19 protein-coding genes are annotated in these 19,688 nt (G+C 53.7%); 17 read left to right on the forward strand and 2 right to left on the reverse strand.

Going from position 1 to position 19,688, the window contains the following annotated elements; all coding sequences use genetic code 11:
- Positions 1–226: 226 nt before the first annotated feature.
- A complete protein-coding gene (gene rne / locus J1G48_RS09365) occupies positions 227–3,433 on the reverse strand; it encodes a ribonuclease E (RefSeq protein WP_000827456.1) in 3,207 nt (1,068 codons plus the stop codon).
- 573 nt (positions 3,434–4,006) lie between these two features.
- Between rne and rluC the strand changes: the two genes are divergently transcribed.
- The 3 genes from rluC to J1G48_RS09380 all read left to right on the forward strand — a co-directional run bounded on the left by rluC (position 4,007) and on the right by J1G48_RS09380 (position 6,292).
- Positions 4,007–4,966 carry a 23S rRNA pseudouridine(955/2504/2580) synthase RluC gene (gene rluC / locus J1G48_RS09370; RefSeq protein ID WP_000846319.1) on the forward strand — a complete coding sequence of 320 codons (960 nt, stop codon included), beginning with the start codon at positions 4,007–4,009 and terminating at the stop codon, positions 4,964–4,966.
- Between the two features lie 155 nt (positions 4,967–5,121).
- On the forward strand, positions 5,122–5,865 hold the full coding sequence (locus tag J1G48_RS09375) for a DUF3053 domain-containing protein (RefSeq protein WP_012543370.1): 744 nt from the start codon (positions 5,122–5,124) through the stop codon (positions 5,863–5,865).
- Between the two features lie 202 nt (positions 5,866–6,067).
- The gene (locus J1G48_RS09380; protein WP_000528430.1) at positions 6,068–6,292 is read left to right on the forward strand and encodes a hypothetical protein; all 225 of its coding nucleotides are present in this window, start codon (positions 6,068–6,070) and stop codon (positions 6,290–6,292) included.
- Between the two features lie 70 nt (positions 6,293–6,362).
- On the opposite strand, the gene J1G48_RS09385 is transcribed toward J1G48_RS09380, so the two are convergent.
- Positions 6,363–6,947: a nucleoside triphosphate pyrophosphatase gene (locus J1G48_RS09385; RefSeq protein WP_001137614.1), complete on the reverse strand. Its 585-nt coding sequence runs from the start codon at positions 6,945–6,947 to the stop codon at positions 6,363–6,365.
- Between the two features lie 197 nt (positions 6,948–7,144).
- Here J1G48_RS09385 and yceD point away from each other — a divergent pair, with 197 nt between their 5' ends.
- From yceD to ptsG, 14 genes are all read left to right on the forward strand, one after another.
- Positions 7,145–7,666: a 23S rRNA accumulation protein YceD gene (gene yceD, locus J1G48_RS09390; protein WP_001174492.1), complete on the forward strand. Its 522-nt coding sequence runs from the start codon at positions 7,145–7,147 to the stop codon at positions 7,664–7,666.
- Positions 7,667–7,717: 51 nt separating this feature from the next.
- Positions 7,718–7,891 (forward strand): 50S ribosomal protein L32, encoded by a 174-nt coding sequence (rpmF, locus tag J1G48_RS09395; RefSeq protein ID WP_000290727.1) that lies wholly within the window; start codon positions 7,718–7,720, stop codon positions 7,889–7,891.
- A 133-nt stretch (positions 7,892–8,024) separates the two neighbouring features.
- Positions 8,025–9,104 carry a phosphate acyltransferase PlsX gene (plsX, locus tag J1G48_RS09400; protein WP_001518286.1) on the forward strand — a complete coding sequence of 360 codons (1,080 nt, stop codon included), beginning with the start codon at positions 8,025–8,027 and terminating at the stop codon, positions 9,102–9,104.
- A gap of 79 nt (positions 9,105–9,183) precedes the next feature.
- Positions 9,184–10,137: a beta-ketoacyl-ACP synthase III gene (fabH, locus tag J1G48_RS09405; RefSeq protein WP_000288148.1), complete on the forward strand. Its 954-nt coding sequence runs from the start codon at positions 9,184–9,186 to the stop codon at positions 10,135–10,137.
- A gap of 15 nt (positions 10,138–10,152) precedes the next feature.
- Positions 10,153–11,082 carry an ACP S-malonyltransferase gene (gene fabD, locus J1G48_RS09410; RefSeq protein WP_000191342.1) on the forward strand — a complete coding sequence of 310 codons (930 nt, stop codon included), beginning with the start codon at positions 10,153–10,155 and terminating at the stop codon, positions 11,080–11,082.
- A 12-nt stretch (positions 11,083–11,094) separates the two neighbouring features.
- Positions 11,095–11,829 carry a 3-oxoacyl-ACP reductase FabG gene (gene fabG, locus J1G48_RS09415; protein WP_000007236.1) on the forward strand — a complete coding sequence of 245 codons (735 nt, stop codon included), beginning with the start codon at positions 11,095–11,097 and terminating at the stop codon, positions 11,827–11,829.
- 155 nt (positions 11,830–11,984) lie between these two features.
- Positions 11,985–12,221, forward strand: a complete 237-nt coding sequence (gene acpP, locus J1G48_RS09420) for an acyl carrier protein (protein ID WP_000103754.1) — start codon at positions 11,985–11,987, stop codon at positions 12,219–12,221.
- An 85-nt stretch (positions 12,222–12,306) separates the two neighbouring features.
- A complete protein-coding gene (gene fabF / locus J1G48_RS09425) occupies positions 12,307–13,548 on the forward strand; it encodes a beta-ketoacyl-ACP synthase II (RefSeq protein WP_000044664.1) in 1,242 nt (413 codons plus the stop codon).
- Between the two features lie 123 nt (positions 13,549–13,671).
- On the forward strand, positions 13,672–14,481 hold the full coding sequence (gene pabC / locus J1G48_RS09430; protein ID WP_000478653.1) for an aminodeoxychorismate lyase: 810 nt from the start codon (positions 13,672–13,674) through the stop codon (positions 14,479–14,481).
- A gap of 2 nt (positions 14,482–14,483) precedes the next feature.
- Positions 14,484–15,506 carry a cell division protein YceG gene (yceG, locus tag J1G48_RS09435; RefSeq protein WP_000736459.1) on the forward strand — a complete coding sequence of 341 codons (1,023 nt, stop codon included), beginning with the start codon at positions 14,484–14,486 and terminating at the stop codon, positions 15,504–15,506.
- Positions 15,496–16,137 (forward strand): dTMP kinase, encoded by a 642-nt coding sequence (tmk, locus tag J1G48_RS09440; RefSeq protein ID WP_000535396.1) that lies wholly within the window; start codon positions 15,496–15,498, stop codon positions 16,135–16,137. Before yceG ends, tmk begins: the two co-directional genes overlap by 11 nt.
- Positions 16,134–17,138 carry a DNA polymerase III subunit delta' gene (gene holB, locus J1G48_RS09445; RefSeq protein ID WP_000872445.1) on the forward strand — a complete coding sequence of 335 codons (1,005 nt, stop codon included), beginning with the start codon at positions 16,134–16,136 and terminating at the stop codon, positions 17,136–17,138. Before tmk ends, holB begins: the two co-directional genes overlap by 4 nt.
- 10 nt (positions 17,139–17,148) lie before the next feature.
- The gene (locus J1G48_RS09450; RefSeq protein ID WP_000480268.1) at positions 17,149–17,946 is read left to right on the forward strand and encodes a metal-dependent hydrolase; all 798 of its coding nucleotides are present in this window, start codon (positions 17,149–17,151) and stop codon (positions 17,944–17,946) included.
- Between the two features lie 294 nt (positions 17,947–18,240).
- On the forward strand, positions 18,241–19,674 hold the full coding sequence (gene ptsG, locus J1G48_RS09455) for a PTS glucose transporter subunit IIBC (RefSeq protein WP_000475706.1): 1,434 nt from the start codon (positions 18,241–18,243) through the stop codon (positions 19,672–19,674).
- The last annotated feature ends 14 nt before the right edge of the window (positions 19,675–19,688 follow it).

Below are 19,688 nucleotides of genomic sequence, written 5' to 3' on the forward strand. Positions count from 1 at the left end.
CACGAAACTGGATATGTTTTGTCTGCCCGCGCCATCCACCCCGGCGCGGGCATTTTTTTAGTCGTCATTGAGTTAGTGGTCATATTGTCGCGCCCGTAGCGACGCCATCCGTACGTATTATCCCGCCCGATCTCATAGTGACTAAAAGACGCCATGGGGTGAGGCATCGCCCTGTAAGGGGCATAAAAAAGCCGACCTGGCGGTCGGCTTTGTATCAGCATTTACATCATTCTACCGGCTGTGGGCGTGTCGCCGGGGCGCTGGCATGACGTGTAGCGCTGTGTCCGCCTGCCGCGCCTTTACCTTCAAAGTGGAAGGAAGGGCGCTGCCAGTCGCTATGGTGCGGGGTTTCCGGCACATATTCCGGCGCTGGCGCACGCGTCATCGGCGCGCTGGCGTGATTATGATCGTCGTCAACGCAGACAACGTCCTGCGGCTTTTCCACCACCTGGGCCGGTGCGATAACGGTTTCTTCTGCCGTGTGCTCCACAACAGCCGCTTCCGCTTTTGTCTCTTCTTCTGGCTCGACAACGACAACATCAGCCACGTTTTCAGCCACCGTAATGGACGCGTCGGCGGTTTCTGCTACCGGTTCGGCGTCAGCAATAACCTCTTGCGCTTCCGGCGTATCGCTTTCGGCAATCAGTTGCGGCTGTTCATCAACCGGCGCGGCAATCACTTCCGGATGCGTTGTCTCGACCTTGACGACTTCCGGCGCCTGTGGTTCGGCGACGGTCTGCGGCTCAACGGCAACGTTTTCTACCGCCTGTACCGACGCTTGTGGTTCTAACGCTACGGTCGCAGCGATAACCTGCGGTTCAGCGACAACCGGTTGTGGCAGCGCCAGATCTGCTTCACGCTGCTCTTCAACAACCTGCGTTTCCTGAGGACGGACAATCGGGTAGCGGATCCAGACTTTACCGGACGCCATTTCCGGCGACGCGCAGGCGACGGTTAACGGCATCGGCGATTGTGTCGGGTAGCGCTCGTCACGATAGCGACGGCGACGCTGACCGCTTACGCGCAGGTGGCGCGGAGAACGGCGGGAGCGACGCGGCATACCGGTATTATCGCGAGGTTCTACGCTATCATCCTGCTCCGGCGCGATATCGGCGACGACAGGTAAATCAACTTTCGCCAGCTCGGTACGCGGCGCTGGAACGGGCTGTTCAACGTTTTCAACCGGGCGTGGTTCGTCGACGACGACCGGCGTGTCAACCGTTTCAACCACTGCGCTGTTGGTAAAGCGGACTTTCTGATTAAGCTGACGCTGCTTGCGGCGCGGCTGAACCTGCTGAACGCGTTCTTCCTGCTCGGTCTCCTGGACAGGCTGTTCTTCGCGGTTAAGCGCTTTTACTTCCTGCTGCGCCTGGCGCTTGTCATCATTGCGGCGGCGGCTGCGTTCGCGACGCGGCGTCTGTTGCTGTTCATCGCCGGTTTTCACTTTTTCCGCCGTTTCCTGCTGGCGGGTATCGCGCGCTTCCGCATTTTGCTGCTGCGTCTGGCGACGGTTACGACGATTATCGTCGCGGCTCTCGCCGCCGTCACGTCCGGCACGGTTATCACGGGTGTCGCGGCGTTCGTTACGATCGCGACGGTTGTTCTGCCGTGGCTTGCGACGATCCTGCTGACGCTCCGCTTTTTCTTCCGCTTTCGGCGCGGCTGTTTCGACGGCTTTCGTTTCTTCACCGCTGAACAGTTGTTTCAGCGCGTTAAGGAAGCGGCTAAACAGACCCGGCTGGGCAGGCTGCGCGGCGGCAACATTATCCTTTTTCGCCGTGGCGACGCTAACCGCCGGTTCGACAGGCGTCGGCGCCGGAGGCACATCTGGCATAGCGAATGTCGCCAGCGCAGGCTGTTCCGGGCGTTTACGCTCGGCGTACTCTTCTTCAGAAGGCAGCGCCATCGCTTCTTCGTGCAGCTTCGGCAGCATGTAGCTCAGGGTCGGCGTTTCTTCCCCTTTGCGTACGCGCAGCACGGAATAGTGCGGCGTTTCCATCTGATCGTTCGGGACGATGACACAGCGGACGCCATCCTGACGCGTCTCAATAGCGTTAACTGCCGTCCGTTTTTCGTTAAGCAGATAAGAGGCGATCGGCACCGGAACAATGGCATGGACTTCCTGCGTATTCTCTTTCAGCGCTTCTTCTTCAATCAGGCGCAGAATGGACAGCGACAGAGATTCGTTATCGCGCACGGTGCCGGTACCGCTACAGCGCGGACACACGTGATGGCTGGATTCGCCCAGCGACGGGCTCAGGCGCTGACGCGACATTTCGAGCAGGCCGAAGCGGGAAATATGGCTAATCTGAATACGCGCCCGGTCCTGACGCACCGCTTCACGCAGACGGTTTTCTACCGCGCGCTGGTGACGTACCGGCGTCATATCGATAAAGTCGATAACGATCAGGCCGCCCAGGTCGCGCAGACGCAACTGGCGGGCAATCTCATCGGCCGCTTCCAGGTTGGTATTAAACGCCGTTTCTTCGATATCGCCGCCGCGAGTCGCGCGGGCGGAGTTGATATCGATGGCGGTTAACGCTTCGGTACTGTCAATGACGATGGAGCCGCCGGAGGGCAGGCGCACTTCACGCTGGAACGCTGACTCGATCTGCGATTCGATCTGGTAATGGCTGAACAACGGGATTTCACCGGTGTACAGCTTAATTTTGCTGCTAAAATCCGGGCGGCCCAACGCGGCGATATGCTGACGCGCCATTTCCATCACTTTTGGATTGTCGATCAGGATTTCACCGATATCCTGACGCAGATAGTCGCGAAACGCGCGTACGATGACGTTGCTTTCCTGATGGATCAGGAACGGCGCGGGACGGCTTTCAGCGGCTTTCTGAATGGCCTCCCAGTGTTTCAGGCGGAAGCTTAAATCCCACTGCAACGCTTCGGCGGATTTACCCACGCCCGCGGTACGCACGATAAGCCCCATCCCTTCAGGAAGTTCCAGGCTGGCCAACGCTTCTTTTAACTCGGTACGATCGTCGCCTTCAATGCGACGGGAAATACCACCCGCGCGCGGGTTATTCGGCATCAGTACCAGGTAGCTGCCCGCCAGACTGATAAAGGTGGTTAACGCCGCGCCTTTGTTGCCGCGCTCTTCTTTATCGATTTGAACAATGACTTCCTGGCCTTCGCGTAACACGTCTTTAATGTTCGGGCGACCATGAGCGCTGTAGTTAGCGGGGAAATATTCGCGGGCAATTTCTTTTAACGGGAGGAAACCGTGGCGTTCTGCGCCGTAATCAACAAAAGCCGCTTCCAGGCTCGGTTCAATACGGGTAATTTTGCCTTTATAGATGTTCGCTTTTTTCTGCTCGTGTCCGGGGCTTTCTATATCCAGATCGTACAGACGCTGCCCATCTACAAGGGCGACGCGCAACTCTTCCTGCTGAGTCGCGTTGATTAACATTCTTTTCATCGTAACTTACTCATTATTCTTACGTTGACGACTAAGCTGCGGGCATGGTGACGCCTTACCGGGCATGAACCGATGGCCTCGTGACTATTTCGCGTCGCCAACCTCACGGTTATCGTCAGCTCAAAGAGGCGCAGAGTGTCGGTTGCCTGTATTTCATACGGAAACACAGCGCAATTATCAGGGAAGCAGCCTGGGCATTACTCTCCAGAGAAGATCCTATCTACCGGTAAGGACTGCAACCCGCAGCCCGCTAACTGTCTGAAAAATCAATACGTCTTACGCCATTGCTGCGTTGATGATCGGTCAGACAAAATGGGTTATTCCGCTAAACTTTTTGTTTTAACAAGTTTCGGTGCGGAAACCGCATCATTATTCCACTGCTAACCTTGTTATAGCAAGATGACTTTTACCATTTATCACCCGCTTACTCACAGTTTTTTCACCAGCGCGAGCCAATCGCTTTAATAACCAGCAAAACCGCAGTGAAAAATGTTCATCCACTGGCGTAGACGTCTCTATAAGCATAGAAAAATGTGTGGCGCGAATCTCACAGGCTATTTAGAATCGCCCCCCATGAAAACAGAAACGCCATCCGTAAAAATTGTTGCTATCGCCGCTGACGAAGCGGGGCAACGCATTGATAACTTTTTGCGCACCCAACTGAAAGGGGTACCAAAAAGTATGATTTATCGCATCTTGCGTAAAGGCGAGGTGCGGGTGAACAAAAAACGCATTAAACCGGAATACAAACTGGAAGCGGGCGATGAAGTCCGCATTCCGCCGGTTCGCGTTGCTGAACGCGAAGAAGAGGCCGTGTCGCCGCATTTGCAAAAAGTGGCGGCGTTGGCGGACGTCATTTTGTATGAAGACGACCATATTCTGGTGCTGAATAAGCCTTCCGGCACCGCCGTACACGGCGGGAGCGGGTTAAGTTTTGGCGTCATCGAAGGGCTGCGGGCGTTGCGTCCGGAAGCGCGATTCCTGGAACTGGTGCATCGTCTTGACCGCGATACCTCCGGCGTGCTGTTGGTGGCGAAAAAACGCTCCGCGCTGCGTTCGCTGCATGAGCAACTGCGCGAAAAGGGAATGCAGAAAGATTATCTGGCGCTGGTGCGCGGCCAGTGGCAATCGCACGTTAAAACCGTACAGGCGCCATTATTAAAGAACATTCTGCAAAGCGGCGAACGTATTGTTCGCGTGAGCCAGGAAGGCAAACCGTCAGAAACGCGCTTCAAGGTGGAAGAGCGCTATGCCTTCGCCACGCTGGTGCGCTGTAGCCCGGTAACGGGCCGTACGCATCAGATTCGCGTACATACCCAATATGCCGGTCACCCTATTGCGTTCGACGATCGCTACGGCGACCGTGAGTTTGATCAACAGCTTACCGAAGCGGGAACCGGTCTTAAACGTCTCTTTCTACACGCCGCGGCGCTGAAGTTCACGCATCCGGGAACGGGCGAAGTCATGCGCATTGAAGCGCCGATGGATAACGCCCTGAAGCGCTGTCTGCAGGTGCTGCGTAACGCAAAATAGTTCCTCTCTCGGGCAGGTTATCTGCCCGAATCTCACTTTTCTCATAATATTTTTGTTTTGCTGTATCCGACGCATTTTTACCGTTGTGTACTGTTTATTCTTGCGATCCGGATTTCGGCGTGTTTAAGGACGAACAGATGGCCAATACTAGCTGGATGCGCTCATTTACTCAGCGTTGGGGAAAATACGTTATCGTGCCGCTCGTGATCGCGATGCTGACCGGTTGCGAAGGGAAGGGCGATAGTTCACGACGGGCTTTCGTTGAGTATTTGAATACGCAAATCATTACGTCTCCCGTGGTGGGCGTCTGTGAGTTGACGCCAGCCCAACGTCAGGCTTTTGGTCATTACGCCGATGACTACGATGTACTATTAGCTGCCTACGGGCAAATCTTTGCTGTGGTGTATGAGACCGGCCAGGAGGATAAGATCACCGGTGTTATTCAGTCTGAGCGTGATAATCTGGTTTTCCTGAACGAGCTACGTGTGGCTCGTGACGTAAACAATCGATTTATCCTTCGGTTGAAAAATGTGAGTAGTGAAAACAGAAAAAAATATTCTGCTTTAAAGCTCCCCTCTGATGTGAAGCCTGTCTTTGACGCTGCGTGGAATAAAACCGTAACACCGCTGGATGAGACGATGACTCGCTATTATTTTCTGCGCGGAAAGCGGCTCGACCAGCTGGTCGCAATGGGCGAGTTTCTGCAAAAACAGGGAAATAAAGTCCGCTTTGAAACGGATGGAAAAGCGGTTTTTGTCGACCTGGCAGCAAAAGAACACTTTCAGGATCAACAATTTAATTTTTTCATTACGCAGAATGATATAAACCATCTTACTCAGCAGATGGTTGAATTTATAAATAGTCAACAAGATGCGGCGGATGCTGGCGGCGTTAATTAAAGGAATGTGTCGTGAGGTGAAGCAATGTTAGGGGGGCGTAAACTCATCGCGAGATGGAATTTAACGAGTCGCAAAGGGAAGGTTTCAGGACAGTAAACGTCCTGAGAGTTGCTCGCGAGAATAAGTTTGTAAGCCGCTTTTGACGCCGTAGAGCGCGTCAGGCGAGTATTGAGAACATGTGTTTTTACAAAACTGAACTGAGATGGGGAATTCATTAACGCGCACGTACACCGCTGTTGATACCCTATGGGATAAAACGCACCGTACATCGGTTCGTAATACCAATGCTTTTTTTCTGGTCGGTGAATGGATTGACCAGGAAACGGGCCCGCACGAAGAGAGTGAAGATCGGCAGGCGCTAAATTGTTCACAACAAGCGCTTTCCAGTTGGTTAGAACTGGAAGCGGTCGAAACTGCTCCCCAATAAACGGGAGATAACTACCAACACGTGCAGAAACGGCTTTTAGCGGTATTTGAAAAGCCTACAGAATATCCGTTTACTGCAGTAGCGGGTTGAAGCCTTCCCGTCGCAGCATCTGGCACAGAGCAATAAGCGGCAAGCCGATCAGCGTGTTCGGATCGCGGCCCTCCAGGCGCTCAAATAATGCAATGCCTAAACCTTCGCTTTTAAAACTTCCCGCGCAGTGCAGCGGATGCTCTTTACGGACATAGTCGTCTATTTCCGCTTCGCTTAAATGGCGAAAATGAACGTCAAAAGGCTCCACTTCGGTTTGTAAGTGCCCGGAGGCGGAGTTATACAGTGCCAGTCCGGTATAAAACGTCACAATATTTCCGCTGGCTTTGGCTAATTGCTGACGCGCTTTTTCTTCCGTCAGCGGTTTGCCGGTGATTTCGCCGTCCAGAACACAAATTTGGTCGGAGCCAATAATCAAATGATTCGGGAAACGCGCGGCGAGCGATTGCGCCTTCGCCTGCGCCAGCCGCAGCACCAACTGACGCGGCGCTTCGCCCGGCATGGGGGTTTCATCAACATCCGGCGTGGCGCATTCGAAAGGAATCGTCAGCTTTTCCAGCAGCGCGCGACGCCAGGGAGAGGTAGACGCAAGGATGAGACGGGGCATATTTTTTCCCTCAGATATAGCGTAATGATGAGAGCCATCTTAAACTATGCTCTTCGGTCTTCAAGCCTGTCATACTGACTCGTCTTGAGCGAAAATAAGTCTGTAACCCGCAATGTGTGCGAATTATTGGCAAAAGGCAACCGCAGGCTGCCTTTTTCTTTGACTATATGACGTTACGAAGTTAATATGCGCGCCCTATGCAAAAGGTAAAATTACCCCTGACTCTTGATCCGGTTCGTACCGCTCAAAAACGCCTTGATTACCAGGGTATCTATACCCCCGATCAGGTTGAGCGCGTTGCCGAATCTGTAGTCAGTGTGGACAGTGATGTGGAATGCTCCATGTCGTTCGCTATCGATAACCAGCGTCTCGCCGTTTTAACCGGCGATGCGGTCGTTACGGTGTCGCTCGAATGCCAGCGTTGCGGGAAACCGTTTACCCATCAGGTTCACACAACGTATTGTTTTAGCCCTGTCCGTTCCGACGAGCAGGCTGAAGCACTGCCGGAAGCGTATGAGCCGATTGAGGTAAACGAATTCGGCGAAATCGATCTGCTGGCGACGGTTGAAGATGAAATCATCCTCGCCTTGCCGGTAGTTCCGGTGCATGATTCTGAACACTGTGAAGTGTCCGAGGCGGACATGGTCTTTGGCGAACTGCCTGATGAAGCGCAAAAGCCAAACCCATTTGCCGTATTAGCCAGCTTAAAGCGTAAGTAATAGGTCTTCCCCGCGGACGCAGGGATAAACCGTAATTGAGGAGTAAGGTCCATGGCCGTACAACAGAATAAACCAACCCGTTCCAAACGTGGCATGCGTCGTTCCCATGACGCTCTGACCGCAGTCACCAGCCTGTCTGTAGACAAAACTTCTGGTGAAAAACACCTGCGTCACCACATCACTGCCGACGGTTACTACCGCGGCCGTAAGGTCATCGCTAAGTAATCGCGCGATACTCGATGCCTTTTGCATCACAGGCGTGCCTGTGGTGTAAAAGCCGAAGAGTACAAGCGTGATAAAGCTTAGTGAGGATTTCTCCGCGTAAGCGGAGAACACCGAACCAGGCAGCGACGATACCTTGACACGTCTAACCCTGGCGTTAGATGTCATGGGGGGCGATTTTGGTCCTTCCGTGACGGTGCCTGCAGCATTGCAGGCACTGAACGCTAATTCGCAGCTCACTCTTCTTTTAGTCGGGAATCCCGATATTATCACGCCATTACTTGCCAAAGCTGACTTTGAACAACGTTCGCGTCTGCAGATTATCCCTGCACAGTCAGTTATTGCCAGTGATGCCCGGCCTTCGCAGGCGATCCGCGCCAGTCGCGGGACATCCATGCGTGTGGCCCTGGAGCTTGTGAAAGAAGGCCGAGCCGAAGCTTGCGTTAGCGCCGGTAATACCGGGGCGCTGATGGGGCTGGCGAAATTATTGCTCAAGCCTCTTGAGGGGATTGAGCGTCCGGCGTTGGTGACGGTATTACCGCACCAGCAAAAGGGCAAAACGGTAGTGCTTGATTTGGGGGCCAACGTCGACTGTGACAGTACCATGCTGGTGCAGTTTGCCGTGATGGGCGCCGTTTTGGCGGAAGAGGTCGTCGGGATCAAAAATCCCCGCGTGGCGCTACTCAATATCGGGGAAGAAGAAACCAAAGGCCTCGACAGTATTCGCGAAGCCTCTTTAATGTTAAAAACAGTCCCAACCATCAATTACATCGGCTACCTTGAGGCGAATGAGTTACTGACGGGAAAAACCGATGTACTGGTGTGTGACGGCTTTACAGGCAATGTCACACTTAAAACGATGGAGGGGGTTGTCAGAATGTTCCTTTCACTGCTGAAATCACAGGGCGAGGGGAAAAAACGGTCGTGGTGGCTGCTGTTATTAAAACGTTGGTTACAAAAAAGCCTGACGAGGCGATTCAGTCACCTCAACCCCGACCAGTATAATGGCGCCTGTCTGTTAGGATTGCGCGGCACGGTGATAAAAAGTCATGGTGCGGCCAATCAGCGAGCATTTGCAGTCGCGATTGAACAGGCAGTGCAGGCGGTGCAGCGACAAGTTCCTCAGCGAATTGCCGCTCGCCTGGAATCTGTATACCCAGCCGGATTTGAACCGCTGGACGATGGCAAAGGCGTAAACCTGCGGGCGCACAGATAATATCGCTGTCTCCCCGGCGCCGCCAGCGTGCCAGACGTTTACAGGTAACGGTATATAACCGAAAAGTGACTGAGCGTACATGTATACGAAGATTATTGGTACTGGCAGCTATCTGCCCGAACAAGTGCGGACTAACGCCGATCTGGAAAAAATGGTTGAGACCTCTGACGAGTGGATTGTCACTCGTACAGGTATTCGTGAACGCCATATCGCCGCGCCTAATGAAACTGTCGCGACGATGGGCTTTACCGCTGCGAATCGCGCGATTGAGATGGCGGGGATCGATAAAGACCAAATTGGCTTGATTGTGGTGGCTACCACATCAGCAACGCATGCATTTCCAAGCGCGGCATGTCAGATTCAAAGTATGCTCGGTATTAAAGGTTGCCCGGCGTTTGATGTCGCGGCAGCGTGCGCAGGTTTCACCTACGCGTTAAGCATCGCCGACCAGTACGTTAAATCCGGCGCGGTTAAACACGCGCTGGTGGTCGGTTCCGATGTATTAGCCCGCACTTGCGATCCTGGCGATCGCGGTACGATCATTATTTTCGGCGATGGCGCAGGCGCGGCCGTACTGAGCGCTTCTGAAGAACCGGGTATTATCTCCACTCATCTTCATGCCGATGGCCGTTACGGTGAATTACTGACCCTGCCGAATGCCGATCGCGTAAATCCGGATAACCCGATTTACCTGACGATGGCGGGCAATGAAGTCTTTAAAGTGGCGGTCACTGAACTGGCGCATATTGTCGATGAGACGCTGGCGGCTAATAACCTGGATCGCTCAGAACTCGATTGGCTGGTGCCGCATCAGGCTAACCTGCGTATCATTAGCGCGACAGCGAAAAAACTCGGCATGTCGATGGACAATGTCGTCGTCACGCTGGACAGGCACGGCAATACCTCCGCGGCTTCTGTGCCGTGCGCGCTGGATGAAGCCGTGCGTGACGGGCGAATTAAAGCCGGTCAGCTGGTATTGCTTGAAGCCTTCGGGGGTGGATTCACCTGGGGCTCCGCGCTGATTCGTTTCTAGTATAAGGATTTAAACATGACGCAATTTGCATTTGTGTTCCCCGGTCAGGGTTCTCAGAGCGTTGGGATGTTGGCCGAGATGGCGGCAAATTACCCTATCGTAGAAGAAACGTTTGCTGAAGCTTCTGCGGCTCTGGGATATGATCTGTGGGCGCTCACCCAGCAAGGTCCAGCGGAAGAACTGAATAAAACCTGGCAGACGCAGCCGGCGCTATTAACCGCTTCCGTCGCGCTTTGGCGCGTTTGGCAGCAGCAGGGCGGTAAAATGCCTGCGTTAATGGCAGGTCACAGCCTGGGCGAATATTCCGCGCTGGTTTGCGCTGGCGTCATCAACTTTGCTGATGCCGTTCGTCTGGTGGAAATGCGCGGTAAATTCATGCAGGAAGCGGTTCCGGAAGGTACTGGCGGCATGTCTGCGATCATAGGGCTGGATGATGCCTCTATTGCTAAAGCCTGTGAAGAATCTGCCGAAGGGCAGGTTGTTTCACCGGTTAACTTTAACTCGCCGGGACAGGTGGTTATCGCCGGGCATAAAGAGGCGGTAGAACGCGCAGGCGCAGCCTGTAAAGCCGCTGGCGCGAAACGCGCGCTGCCGCTGCCGGTGAGCGTACCGTCGCACTGCGCGCTGATGAAACCAGCGGCAGATAAGCTGGCGGTTGAATTAGCCAAAATTACCTTTAACGTGCCAACGGTGCCGGTAGTAAACAACGTTGACGTGAAATGTGAAACCGATGCCGCCGCTATCCGCGATGCGCTGGTTCGCCAGTTGTACAATCCGGTACAGTGGACGAAGAGCGTGGAATTTATCGCGGCGCAGGGCGTTGAACATCTTTATGAAGTGGGTCCAGGTAAAGTCCTCACTGGTCTGACGAAACGTATTGTCGACACCCTGACAGCGTCGGCGCTGAACGAGCCGGCGGCGCTGTCTGCGGCACTTACGCAATAAAAGAGGAAAACCATGAGCTTTGAAGGAAAGATTGCGCTGGTGACTGGTGCAAGCCGTGGCATAGGCCGCGCAATTGCAGAGACTCTCGTTGCCCGCGGCGCGAAAGTTATCGGGACTGCGACCAGTGAAAATGGTGCGAAGAACATTAGCGACTATTTAGGTGCTAACGGGAAAGGTTTGATGCTGAATGTGACCGATCCTGCATCTATTGAATCTGTTCTGGAAAATATTCGCGCAGAATTTGGTGAAGTGGATATCCTGGTTAATAATGCCGGTATCACTCGTGATAATCTGTTGATGCGAATGAAAGATGATGAGTGGAACGATATTATCGAAACCAATTTATCATCCGTTTTCCGCCTGTCAAAAGCGGTAATGCGCGCTATGATGAAAAAGCGTTGTGGTCGCATTATCACTATTGGTTCTGTGGTTGGTACCATGGGAAATGCAGGTCAGGCAAACTACGCTGCGGCGAAAGCGGGCCTGATCGGTTTCAGTAAATCACTGGCGCGTGAAGTTGCGTCCCGTGGTATTACTGTCAATGTTGTGGCTCCGGGTTTTATTGAAACGGACATGACGCGTGCGCTGTCTGACGATCAGCGTGCGGGTATCCTGGCGCAGGTGCCTGCGGGTCGCCTCGGCGGCGCTCAGGAAATCGCCAGTGCGGTTGCATTTTTAGCCTCTGACGAAGCGAGTTACATCACTGGTGAGACTCTGCACGTCAACGGCGGAATGTACATGGTTTAATCACGATTGAAAAATATTTGCGTTATTAGGGCGAAAGGCCGCAAAATAACGTAAAATCGTGGTAAGACCTGCCGGGATTTAGTTGCAAATTTTTCAACATTTTATACACTACGAAAACCATCGCGAAAGCGAGTTTTGATAGGAAATTTAAGAGTATGAGCACTATCGAAGAACGCGTTAAGAAAATTATCGGCGAACAGCTGGGCGTTAAGCAGGAAGAAGTAACCAACAATGCTTCTTTCGTTGAAGACCTGGGCGCAGATTCTCTTGACACCGTTGAGCTGGTAATGGCTCTGGAAGAAGAGTTTGATACTGAGATTCCGGACGAAGAAGCTGAGAAAATCACCACCGTTCAGGCTGCCATTGATTACATCAACGGCCACCAGGCGTAAGTGAACATCTCCAGGCGGTCGTTCGACCGCCTGAGTTTTATCTTTTTGTCCCACTAGAATCATTTTCCCTCCCTGGAGGACAACCGTGTCTAAGCGTCGTGTAGTTGTGACCGGACTGGGCATGTTGTCTCCTGTCGGCAATACCGTAGAGTCTACCTGGAAAGCTCTCCTTGCCGGTCAGAGTGGCATCAGCCTGATCGACCATTTCGATACTAGCGCCTATGCAACGAAATTTGCTGGCTTAGTAAAGGATTTTAACTGTGATGACATTATCTCGCGCAAAGAACAGCGCAAGATGGATGCCTTCATTCAATATGGAATTGTCGCTGGCGTACAGGCCATGCAGGATTCTGGCCTTGAAGTGACGGAAGAGAACGCAAGCCGTATTGGCGCCGCTATCGGCTCCGGTATCGGTGGTCTCGGTCTGATCGAAGAAAACCACAGTTCGCTGGTAAAAGGCGGACCGCGTAAGATTAGCCCGTTCTTTGTCCCGTCGACGATTGTTAACATGGTAGCAGGCCATCTGACTATCATGTATGGCCTGCGTGGGCCAAGCATCTCTATTGCGACTGCCTGTACTTCAGGCGTGCATAACATCGGCCATGCCGCGCGTATCATCGCCTATGGCGATGCGGACGCGATGGTGGCAGGTGGCGCAGAAAAAGCCAGTACGCCGCTGGGTGTAGGCGGTTTTGGCGCAGCGCGCGCGCTGTCGACCCGCAACGATAACCCACAGGCGGCGAGCCGTCCGTGGGATAAAGAACGCGATGGTTTTGTACTGGGCGACGGTGCCGGTATGTTGGTGCTTGAAGAGTACGAACATGCGAAAGCGCGTGGTGCGAAAATCTATGCTGAAATCGTCGGCTTTGGTATGAGCAGCGATGCTTACCATATGACGTCGCCGCCGGAAAATGGCGCAGGCGCTGCGCTGGCGATGGTTAACGCGTTGCGTGATGCCGCGATTGAGCCTGCTCAGATTGGCTACGTCAACGCGCACGGCACGTCGACGCCTGCCGGCGACAAAGCTGAGACGCAGGCGGTTAAGTCAGTCTTTGGCGATGCCGCAAGCCGAGTGATGGTGAGCTCGACCAAATCGATGACCGGCCATCTGTTGGGCGCCGCAGGCGCAGTAGAGTCTATTTTCTCTATTCTGGCGTTACGCGATCAGGCCATTCCGCCAACCATTAATCTGGATAACCCGGATGAAGGTTGCGATCTGGACTTCGTGCCGCATGAAGCGCGCCAGGTCAGCGATCTGGAGTACGCTCTGTGTAACTCCTTTGGCTTTGGCGGAACTAACGGTTCCTTGATTTTTAAAAAGATCTAAGTTAAGCCAGAGACAGACATTAATAAAAAGGTCCGCTTGTCGGGCCTTTTTTATCAGGCATATCACCTCTTGTTCTGCGTTATTCATCCTGCCACACTAGCAGGCGACGGATAAGGAGCCACTATGTTTTTAATTAATGGCCATGCGCAGGATCAACTTGCTGTAAGCGACCGGGCGACGCAGTTCGGCGATGGCAGTTTTACGACCGCACGTATTGTTGATGGCAACATTTGCCATCTGGAAGCGCATCTTCAGCGCTTGCAGGTTGCCTGTGAAAAATTACGGATCGCTTTTAGCCATTGGGCGACCCTTCGGCAAGAGATGACAATGTTGGCCACAGGGCATGATTCAGGCGTGTTGAAAGTGATCATTAGCCGTGGTAGCGGTGGCCGGGGATACAGCGCCATGAATTGTCAGGCAGCTACCCGAATCCTCTCCGTTTCTGCTTATCCCGCTTATTATTCTCAGTGGCGTAAGCAAGGCATCACTCTTACCCTTAGTCCCATACCGCTTGGGCGCAATCCTTATCTTGCCGGATTAAAACATCTGAACCGCCTCGAACAGGTGTTGATTCGCTCTCATCTTGAGCAGACGGACGCCGATGAGGCGCTGGTTCTTGACAGCGAGGGATGGGTTACGGAATGCTGTGCGGCTAATTTGTTCTGGCGTACAGGCGACATTGTTTTTACGCCGCGTCTGGATCAGGCCGGGGTGAACGGCATTATGCGACAATTTTGTTTACGCCAACTGGCGCAATCTCCTTTCCAGGTTCTTGAAGTACAGGCGAGAGAGGAGGCAGTCAGGCAGGCGGATGAGATTATCATTTGCAACGCGCTAATGCCGATTATTCCCATACGCGCCTATCACGGGACGTCGTATTCTTCGCGAACACTGTTTCAATTTTTAGCCCCATTTTGTGAGCATCCGAATTAGTTATGAAAAAATTGTCAGGCGTTTTCCTTCTGCTGTTGGTTGTGCTGGGTATTGCCGCGGGCGTGGGGATGTGGAAAGTTCGCCATCTGGCGAACAGCACGTTACTTATTAAAAACGAGACTATCTTTACGCTCAAGGCGGGAACGGGGCGGCTGGCGCTTGGCGACCAGCTTTATGATGAAAAAATCATTAATCGCCCCCGGGTATTTCAGTGGCTGCTGCGCGTGGAGCCTGAGTTATCGCACTTTAAAGCGGGAACTTACCGTTTTACGCCGGGGATGACCGTACGGGAGATGCTTGAGTTGCTGGAGAGCGGCAAAGAAGCGCAATTCCCGTTGCGGTTTGTGGAAGGGATGCGCCTTAGCGATTACCTGAAACAGTTACGAGAGGCGCCGTATATTCGCCATACATTGCCGGATGATGACTACGCCACTGTCGCTCAGGCATTAAAGCTTGCGCATCCGGAATGGGTAGAAGGGTGGTTCTGGCCCGATACCTGGATGTATACCGCCAACACCAGCGATGTCGCTATTCTCAAGCGAGCGCACCAAAAGATGGTGAAAGCTGTCGATACTGTCTGGAAAGGCCGGGCCGAGGGGCTGCCTTATAAAGATCAGAACCAACTGGTGACAATGGCCTCGATTATTGAAAAAGAAACGGCTGTCGCCAGCGAACGCGATCAGGTGGCCTCAGTCTTTATTAATCGCCTGAGAATCGGTATGCGCCTTCAGACCGATCCCACCGTGATTTACGGAATGGGGACGAGTTATAATGGTAACTTGTCGCGTGCGGATCTGGAAAAGCCGACGGCTTATAACACGTATACCATAACCGGGCTGCCGCCAGGACCGATTGCATCGCCCAGCGAAGCGTCATTGCAGGCGGCGGCGCATCCGGCGAAAACGCCGTATCTCTATTTTGTGGCCGACGGTAAAGGCGGTCACACATTTAACACCAATCTTGCCAGCCATAATCGGTCAGTGCAGGAGTACCTGAAAGTGCTTAAGGAAAAAAATGGGCAGTAATTATATCGTCATCGAGGGCCTGGAAGGCGCCGGAAAAACCACTGCGCGCGACGTGGTGGTGGAGACCCTTGAGCAACTGGGTATTCGTAATATGATTTTTACCCGAGAGCCGGGCGGGACGCAACTTGCCGAAAAACTAAGAAGTCTGGTGCTGGATATCCGATCGGTAGGCGACGAAGTGATTACCGATAAAGCGGAAGTGCTGATGTTTTATGCCGCTCGCGTACAGCTCGTCGAAACGGTAATCAAACCCGCGCTGGCGCAAGGCATATGGGTGATCGGCGATCGCCACGATCTCTCGACCCAGGCGTATCAGGGGGGAGGGCGCGGCATTGATCAAACCATGCTGGCGACACTACGCGATGCCGTGCTGGGCGATTTTCGTCCTGACCTGACGCTGTATCTGGATGTCACGCCGGAAGTCGGGCTAAAACGCGCCAGAGCGCGCGGCGATTTGGATCGCATTGAGCAGGAATCTTTTGATTTCTTTAACCGGACTCGCGCGCGCTATCTGGAACTGGCGGCGCAAGACTCGCGTATCCGCACCATTGACGCGACCCAGCCGCTGGATGCCGTCATGCGCGACATTCGCGCCACGGTGACGAAGTGGGTGCAGGAGCAAGCGGCATGAAATGGTATCCATGGTTACGGCCCGCCTATGAAAAACTGGTAGAAAGTTACCAGGCGGGACGTGGGCACCATGCGCTACTGATTCAGGCCTTACCTGGCATGGGCGACGAGGCGCTGTGCTATGCGCTGAGCCGTTATCTGTTATGCCAGCAGCCTGAGGGCCACAAAAGCTGTGGGCATTGCCGTGGTTGTCAGCTTATGCAGGCTGGCACGCATCCGGACTATTACACGCTGACGCCGGATAAAGGCAAAAGCAGCCTCGGCGTAGATGCGGTACGCGAGGTCAGCGAGAAATTGTACGAGCACTCCCGTCTGGGCGGCGCGAAGGTGGTGTGGATTGCGGATGCGGCGCTATTAACCGACGCCGCCGCCAATGCGTTGCTCAAAACGCTGGAAGAGCCGCCGGAGCAAACCTGGTTTTTCCTTGCCAGCCCGGAGCCTGCTCGTCTGTTGGCGACATTACGTAGCCGCTGTCGGCTGCATCATCTGGCGGCGCCGTCCGAATCGTATGCGATGTCATGGCTGTCGCGAGAAGTGACGGCGTCACAAGAAGCATTGCTCACGGCGCTACGCCTGAATGCGGGGTCGCCCGGCGCCGCGCTGGCGCTGTTGCAGTCTGAACGTTGGGCGCAGCGTGAGGCGCTGTGTCAGGCGTTGATGGACAGTTTACATACGGGCGACTGGTATGCGTTATTAACGGCGCTCAATCATGAGCAAGCCCCGGCGCGCCTGCATTGGCTGGCGACGCTGCTGGTAGACGCGCTGAAACGTCAGCACGGCGCGTCGTACCTGACAAACGTTGATGCGGACGCGGTTGTTGCCGCGCTGGCGGGGCCGCTATCCCCGGCGCGTATTCAGGCAATCCTGAACGATGTTTGCCATTGTCGTGATCAATTACTTCATGTGACCGGATTAAATCGCGAACTGGTATTAACCGATCTCATTCTCCGCATCGAGCATTACCTGCAACCAGGCACCTTGTTGCCTGTTCCTCATCTTTGAGAGAGACATTATGTTTTTAGTCGACTCACACTGCCATCTTGATGGTCTGGATTATCAATCTTTGCATAAGGACGTGGACGATGTGCTGGCGAAAGCCGCCGCGCGCGATGTGAAGTTCTGTTTAGCGGTGGCGACGACGCTGCCGGGGTATCGCCATATGCGCGAGCTGGTGGGCAAGCGCGATAATGTGGTCTTTTCCTGCGGCGTGCATCCGTTAAATCAGGATGAAGCATATGACGTAGAAGAACTGCGCCTCCTTGCTGCAGAAGACGATGTGGTGGCGATGGGCGAGACCGGGCTTGATTACTTTTACACGCCTGAGACCAAAATCCGCCAGCAGGCGTCTTTTATTCATCATATCCAGATTGGCCGCGAATTGCATAAACCGGTGATTGTCCATACTCGCGACGCGCGTGCCGATACGCTGGCTATCCTGCGCGAAGAAAAAGTGACGGATTGCGGCGGCGTACTACACTGTTTTACAGAAGACAGAGAAACGGCCGGCAAATTGCTGGATCTGGGGTTTTATATCTCTTTTTCCGGCATCGTAACGTTCCGTAACGCTGAACAGTTGCGTGATGCGGCGCGCTATGTGCCGCTGGATCGGTTATTAGTCGAGACCGATTCTCCTTATCTGGCGCCGGTGCCGCATCGCGGTAAAGAGAACCAGCCTGCGATGGTACGCGACGTCGCAGAATATATGGCGGTATTGAAAGGGGTTGCCGTTGAAGAACTGGCGCAGATCACCACCGATAACTTTGCTCGCCTGTTCCATATTGACGCGTCTCGCCTGTCATCAATCCGTTAAACGAGTTTTTTTAAAGCTCGTAATTAATAAGCAAAGCGCGTAAAGTTCACCGCCACAAAAGGGGCGGTGAACGAGCTTGTGGAAACATTCGGAAACTCATTTTGGCAGAATGTGATACTTTTTAGGCTATCTGGCGCTGAAACGTGATAGCCGTCAAACAAAATCAGACGTATTTATTTTACTCTGTGTAATAAATAAAAGGGCACTTAGATGTCCTGTCCACGGCGGGGTTCTCCCCCCTCGCCAATGCGTGAGAACGTAGAAAAGCACAAATACTCAGGAGCACTCTCAATTATGTTTAAGAATGCATTTGCTAACCTGCAAAAGGTCGGTAAATCGCTGATGCTGCCGGTATCCGTACTCCCTATCGCAGGTATCCTGCTGGGTGTCGGTTCCGCTAACTTCAGCTGGCTGCCAGCCGTTGTATCGCACGTTATGGCAGAAGCGGGCGGATCTGTTTTTGCCAATATGCCGCTGATTTTCGCTATCGGCGTGGCGTTGGGCTTCACCAACAACGACGGCGTTTCGGCTCTGGCGGCGGTAGTAGCGTATGGCATCATGGTGAAAACCATGGCTGTGGTTGCGCCGCTGGTTCTGCATTTACCTGCTGAAGAGATCGCCGCTAAACACCTTGCTGATACGGGTGTTCTCGGGGGGATTATCTCCGGTGCGATCGCAGCGTATATGTTTAACCGCTTCTACCGTATCAAACTGCCTGAGTATCTGGGCTTCTTTGCGGGCAAACGCTTCGTGCCGATCATTTCGGGTCTGGCCGCTATTTTTACCGGTGTGGTGCTGTCTTTCGTATGGCCGCCAATCGGTACGGCTATCCAGGCGTTCTCGCAGTGGGCGGCTTATCAGAATCCGGTTGTCGCGTTTGGTATTTACGGTTTTATCGAGCGTTGCCTGGTGCCGTTTGGTCTGCATCATATCTGGAACGTTCCTTTCCAGATGCAGATCGGCGAATACACCAACGCAGCGGGTCAGGTATTCCACGGCGACATTCCGCGCTATATGGCGGGCGACCGGACGGCGGGTATGTTGTCTGGCGGCTTCCTGTTCAAAATGTACGGTCTGCCGGCTGCGGCCATTGCTATCTGGCACTCTGCTAAACCGGAAAACCGCGCAAAAGTGGGCGGTATCATGATTTCCGCCGCGCTGACCTCGTTTTTGACGGGTATTACCGAGCCTATCGAGTTCTCCTTCATGTTCGTGGCGCCGATCCTGTACATCATTCACGCGATTCTGGCAGGTCTGGCATTCCCGATCTGTATCCTGCTGGGGATGCGTGACGGTACGTCGTTCTCCCACGGTCTGATCGACTTTATCGTGCTGTCCGGTAACAGCAGCAAATTGTGGCTGTTCCCGATTGTTGGTGCCGGTTATGCGATTGTGTACTACACCGTGTTCCGTGTGCTGATCAAAGCGCTGGATCTGAAAACGCCGGGTCGTGAAGACACTACTGATGACGCAAAAGCGGGCGCGACCAGCGAAATGGCGCCGGCTTTGGTTGCGGCGTTTGGCGGTAAAGAGAACATCACTAACCTGGATGCCTGTATCACGCGTCTGCGCGTGAGCGTAGCCGATGTAGCGAAAGTGGATCAGGCTGGCCTGAAGAAACTGGGTGCGGCAGGCGTTGTCGTCGCGGGTTCCGGCGTTCAGGCTATTTTCGGTACGAAATCCGATAACCTGAAAACGGAAATGGATGAGTACATCCGTAACAGCTAAGCAGTAATGATGTT

Source organism: Salmonella sp. SAL-020, from assembly GCF_017372215.1.
GTDB lineage: Bacteria > Pseudomonadota > Gammaproteobacteria > Enterobacterales > Enterobacteriaceae > Salmonella > Salmonella enterica.